We start from the raw sequence: 4,964 nt of genomic DNA on the forward strand, positions 1-4,964 counted from the left end.
GGGCTTTCCGCCCGGCACGGCATCGCCCAGCCGCTCAGAGCTTGGTCGTGTCCGAGTCCGGAGTGCGCGCGGCGGGGACACCGTGGTCCTGCGCCGGCGCGTCGGGCGACCCCGCGGGCGCGGCCAGGACCTTGCGGGCCTGCTCCCGGTCGAAGGCACCGTCCCACTTGGACACGATGAAGGTCGCCACGCAGTTCCCCAGGAGGTTGGTGACCACGCGCATCGTGTCCATGAAGCGGTCCGCGCCGAGCATCAGGGCAACCGCGGCCACCGGGATGACGCCGACCGCGGACGCGGTGGCGGACAAGGCGATGAACGCCGATCCCGGCACCCCGGCCATGCCCTTCGAGGTGAGCACCAGCACCAGGATCACGGTCAGCTGCTGGCCGAAGGTCAGGTCGACACCGACGGCCTGGGCCATGAACAGGGTCGCCAGCGACAGGTAGATGGAGGCGCCGTCGAGGTTGAACGAGTAGCCGGTCGGCACGACGAGCCCGACGGCTTCCTTGCGGCAACCGGCGCGTTCCAGCTTCTCCATCATCCGCGGCATCACTGCCTCGCTGGAGGCGGTGCCCACGGCCAGGGCGAACTCCTCGCGGGTGTAGCGCAGGAAGCGCCACAAGCTGAGGCCGGTGAAGGCGCGGAGCAGGATGCCCAGCAGGCAGCAGAACAGCAGCGCCGCGCCGTAGCAAGCGGCGATCAGCTTCGCGTAGGTGCTCAGCGACGACAGCCCGTACTGACCGATGAGGTAGGCCATCGAGCCGAACACCGCGAGCGGCGCGAGGCGCATGACGTAGCCGATGATCTTGAAGATGATCTCGCCGGTCTGGTCGACGAAGGCGAAGACCTGCGGAGCGCGGGTGACCCCGACGTGCAGCAGACCGGCGGCGAACAGGACGGCGAACAGCAGCACCTGCAGCAGCTGGTTCTCGGCGAACGCGGCGACCGCGCTCTCCGGGATCATGTGCAGCACGAACTCGGCCGGCCCCGGTATCTGCTCGCCGTGGGTCTTCGCCACCACACCGGACGCGTCGAGCGTGGCCGGGTTGACGTCGAGACCGGCGCCGGGCTGCAGGACGTTGCCGGCGATGAGCCCGAGCGCCAGCGCGGCGGTGGTGACGACCTCGAAGTAGATCAGCGCTTTGAGCCCGATGCGCCCGACCGAACGCATGTCCCCGGCCTTGCAGATGCCGACCACGACCACGCAGAAGATCAGCGGCGCGATCGCCATCTTGATCAGCCGGATGAACCCGTCGCCGATCGGCTTGAGCGCCGAACCGAAGTCCGGCCAGAAGTGACCGACGGCGATGCCGATGGCCGCCGCGATGAGGACCTGGATGAACAGCGAGGAAAGGATCTTCTTCGCTCTACCACCGGAGGTCTTGCGTTCGGTTTCGCGCATGATCACGCTCTTTCGTCCTGCGGAAAATCGATTTCGCCATGCGAGCAACGAGTTTCCGCAGCCAGAACGCGCCAGTCAAGACCGTCCGGACGTTGAATTCGCGAATTCACGAAAATCAACAAAACGTTTAAATATTTGCCGTGCGGGACAATTCGGATACGAATGCCCGTGCCGCCGGGGTGCTGCGGTCCTCCAGGGTAGCCACCGCTACGGTGCGGCGGATCCGCGGCTCGCAGTCCAGGTAGCGAACTCCGGGCTCGTCGAGCCGTTGCGCGATGCCGGGGACCAGCGCGACCGCGAGCCCTGCCGCGACGATCGACAGCATGGTGGCGTAATCGGTCACGCAGTGGTCCACCTCGACGTCGACGGCGTGCGAGCGCAACGTCTGGACCAATGCCTCGTGCGGTTCGGATCCGGGCGCGCAGCTCGCCCACCGCAACCCGGCCAGCTCGTCGACGCGCACCGATTCCCGCTCCGCCAGCGGATGATCCGCGGCCACGGCGAGCTGCACGTCCTCGGTGAGCAGCTCGGTCAGCTCCACCCCCGCCGGCATGCGAGCGGGCCAGCCGGTCCAGCTCTCGAAGACGACCGCGTCCAGCTTTCCCAGTCGCAGCGCGGGAATCAGGTCGACGCCCTCGCCGTCGCGCACCGTCGGGCGCAGCCTCGGGTGCTCGGCGGTCAGCGCCCGCAGCGCGTCCAGGACGAAGAGCCGCAGCGCGCTGGCGACGGCGCCGATGCGCAGCGATCCGATGATCTGCTGGTGGATGTCGGCCAGGTCGTGTTCGGCAGCGCTGACCGCGGCGGTGACCGACCGCGCCGCCTCGGCCAGCACCTGCCCGGCGTTGGTCAGCCGGATCCCCCGGCCCGCGGGCTCGACCAGCCGGCACCCGGTCTCGCGCTCGAGCTTGCGCAGGTGCTGGGACACCGCCGGCCTCGTGAGGTGCAGGGCTTCCGCCGCGGCCGTGACCGACGACTGCTCCGCCACCGTGGCGAAGACCCGAAGACGCTCCCAGTTCATCACGTAAGCCAGGCTAACGCCGATGTGCAAAAACTGGTCAATAGTGCTTTCGCCTCCTGGTTGGCACAGTGAGGATCGTGGTCACGCCTACCCCTCCTATCTCGCAACCCACCAGGACCACTGGTCCGGTGCTGCTGATGATCGCGGGAGCCGGCTGCCTGTCCTTCTCCGCGATCGTCGTCAAGCTCGCGGACGTCAACGCCGGGACAGCGGCGTTCCTGCGCTGCGCGCTCGCACTGATCGCGCTCGTGCCGCTGGCCGTCCGGGAATGCCGACGGCACGGCCGGTTCGAGCCGTGGCTGGTGTGGTGCGCCCTCACCGCCGGTGCGCTCCTGGGGTTGGACTACGCGATGTGGACGGCGAGCGTCCTCGACGTCGGGGCCGGAATCTCCACCGTGCTCATCAACGTGCAAGTGGTCATCTTCCCCGCGCTGGCGCGGATTTTCGGCGGAACCCCGATCCGCAGGCGCTTCCTGCTCACCTGCCCGGTCATGCTCGCCGGGATCGTCCTGGTCGGCGGTGCGCTCTCGCACGACCCGAACGCGCAGCACCAAGTGCGCGGGACGGTGCTGGGACTGGCGGCCGGTGCCGCCTATGCCGGTTACCTCTACCTGAACCGCCTTTCCGGCCAGCGCAGTCCGCGGCACGTGGTGACTCCGGTGTGCGTCGCGACGGCTTCGGCCGCGGCGGTGGCCGGGCTGATCGGCGCGGCCACCACCGGCATCAGCCTCGACCTGCCGGTCGCGTCCTGGTCGTGGCTGGTCGTGCTGGCGCTGGTCGGGCAGGTCGCGGCATTCCTGCTGATGGCGGCGGCGATTCCCCGGCTGGCACCCAACACCTCCGCCTCGCTGCTGCTGCTGCAGCCGGTTCTGGCCGTGGCGCTCGGCATGATCGTCGTCTCGGAAACTCCCGCGGCGAGCCAGCTGGTCGGATGCGCCGTGGTGGTCGCCGCCGTGTGGTTCGCCGGCCGCTCCCCCGTCATGACGGCTGGAGGTCGCGGGACCACGACCACTCCCCCGGCTCCGGCGCGCCGACCAGCTTGAGCCCTGCGCCGCGGAGGGTTCGGGCGATCGCGGTGTTGTCGAGGTGGGTGTGCGCGGTGAGGGTGCGGAGGCCAAGCCGCTGGGCGTGGTCGACGAGCTCCTCGGCCAGGACCGTGCCGATCCCCCGGCGCTGCCAGTCGTCCCGGACCAGCAGGGCGATCTCACCGCCGTCGCCGTCGTACATCAGGTTTCCCATGCCGACGACGTCTCCGTCCGGCGACAGCACCAGCAGCGAGCGGCCGAGCGCGGGGGTGAGCAGGCGTTGCAGACCACGCTCGCCGGAGGCCGGGCCAGGGCCGAAGTAGCGCCGGTAGCGGGCCGCGCTGGAGCAGCGCTCGTGGAACTCGGCGACCAGGTCCACGTCCGATCGATCGGCCTGGCGGATGGTCAGGTCCACGCCGCTCGACGTTCGGACGGATTCCGACGTCGGGCGCAGGCGTGCGCGGCAGGTGGCTGCCAGGTCGACCATCGCGCTGGCCCGGGCGAACTCGGCCGGGGTGAACGACCCGCCCGGGCGGGTCAGGACCAGGACGCCCCCGCCCGGAGCGGTCAGGTGCATCTCCTGGCCGGTGAACGAGCCGACCTCCGGGGACTCCTCCTGCCAGCGGACGTCGACCCTGCCCAGGAGTGCGCGCAGGGCCTGGACGAGATCCGTGCAGCCGCCGACCAGGTCTGCGGCCAGGTTCGCGGTGCGCGTCGGGACGTCCTCGAGCTCCCGCACGTCTGCTCGGGCGACCACGACGTCCCTTCCGCCGGCCGCTTCGACGGCTTTGATCAAGTCCCAGCGGGTGATGCGGTCCGGTGCGTGGAGGAGGACCTCGTCGACTGCGCCGTCCTCGACCGGGTGCACCTGCATGGTTCGGATGTCGGCGCCGAGTGCGGCCAAGCCGCCGGCCAGGCGGGCGAGCCTGCCCGGGGTGTCGGTGACCGAGGCTCGCAGGCGCCACAGGGTTTGGCGGACTTCTGCGGCTTCCGGAGTTGGTTCCGCTGCTGGGGCTTCGGGCCGGGGTGGGCGTTTGGCTGATCGGCGGAACGCTGCGGCTGCGAGCAGGAATGCGCCGATCACGACCAGCGCGGTCGAGCTGATCGTCGGGGCGTGCGTGATGGCCAGGTTCACCGCGCCCGCCGCCAGGAACAGGGCGGCGAGCTCGACGAGTTCGCGGGTCCAGTTCCCGCGCTGATGGCGGTGCGATGTGGGCGGCATGGGTTCCATGGTTGCGGGGCTGTGTTGCATCCGTTCGAACTGCGGTTGCACCTGGGTTAACGGGCTAGATCACACCGGGCGTCGGTTTGGATCGTGGACGACGCGGTGGAGTTCAGCTGCGGTTTTCGGGGTGGTTGGGACTTGTGTTGGTTCCGTTGTTTGTTGGCCATCCCCGTGATTTGGGGATTTTGGGGGCTGCGGACCGGATGTCAAGCCTCTCCCCGCCGATCCGGCCGCCAGCGTGACCACCGAGGTCGCCCCGGCGGACTCGCCGAAGATCGTCACGTTGCCCGAGTC

Annotated in this window: 4 protein-coding genes; 1 reads left to right on the forward strand and 3 read right to left on the reverse strand. The window is 69.6% G+C overall.

Annotation, left to right across the window (positions count from 1 at the left end; genetic code table 11):
- Positions 1-34 precede the first annotated feature (34 nt).
- Both dctA and ABTZ89_RS35680 read right to left on the reverse strand, forming a co-directional pair.
- On the reverse strand, positions 35-1,402 hold the full coding sequence (gene dctA / locus ABTZ89_RS35675; protein ID WP_351053306.1) for a C4-dicarboxylate transporter DctA: 1,368 nt from the start codon (positions 1,400-1,402) through the stop codon (positions 35-37).
- A gap of 127 nt (positions 1,403-1,529) precedes the next feature.
- Positions 1,530-2,420 (reverse strand): LysR family transcriptional regulator, encoded by an 891-nt coding sequence (locus ABTZ89_RS35680; RefSeq protein WP_351053315.1) that lies wholly within the window; start codon positions 2,418-2,420, stop codon positions 1,530-1,532.
- 137 nt (positions 2,421-2,557) lie between these two features.
- Between ABTZ89_RS35680 and ABTZ89_RS35685 the strand changes: the two genes are divergently transcribed.
- Positions 2,558-3,463, forward strand: a complete 906-nt coding sequence (locus ABTZ89_RS35685; protein WP_351053309.1) for a DMT family transporter — start codon at positions 2,558-2,560, stop codon at positions 3,461-3,463.
- Here ABTZ89_RS35685 and ABTZ89_RS35690 read toward each other — a convergent pair.
- Positions 3,399-4,667 carry a GNAT family N-acetyltransferase gene (locus ABTZ89_RS35690; protein WP_351053312.1) on the reverse strand — a complete coding sequence of 423 codons (1,269 nt, stop codon included), beginning with the start codon at positions 4,665-4,667 and terminating at the stop codon, positions 3,399-3,401. The genes ABTZ89_RS35685 and ABTZ89_RS35690 overlap by 65 nt on opposite strands.
- Between the last annotated feature and the right edge of the window lie 297 nt (positions 4,668-4,964).

This window comes from Saccharopolyspora sp. NPDC002686 (assembly GCF_040295745.1).
In the GTDB taxonomy this organism is placed as follows: domain Bacteria; phylum Actinomycetota; class Actinomycetes; order Mycobacteriales; family Pseudonocardiaceae; genus Saccharopolyspora; species Saccharopolyspora oryzae.

What these genes read in the sequence shown, in the direction of transcription:
- dctA (WP_351053306.1), bottom strand. Translation starts at nt 1,402, where the DNA reads ATGCGCGAAACCGAACGCAAGACCTCCGGTGGTAGAGCGAAGAAGATC.
- ABTZ89_RS35680 (WP_351053315.1), bottom strand. Translation starts at nt 2,420, where the DNA reads ATGAACTGGGAGCGTCTTCGGGTCTTCGCCACGGTGGCGGAGCAGTCG.
- ABTZ89_RS35685 (WP_351053309.1), top strand. Translation starts at nt 2,558, where the DNA reads ATGATCGCGGGAGCCGGCTGCCTGTCCTTCTCCGCGATCGTCGTCAAG.
- ABTZ89_RS35690 (WP_351053312.1), bottom strand. Translation starts at nt 4,667, where the DNA reads ATGCCGCCCACATCGCACCGCCATCAGCGCGGGAACTGGACCCGCGAA.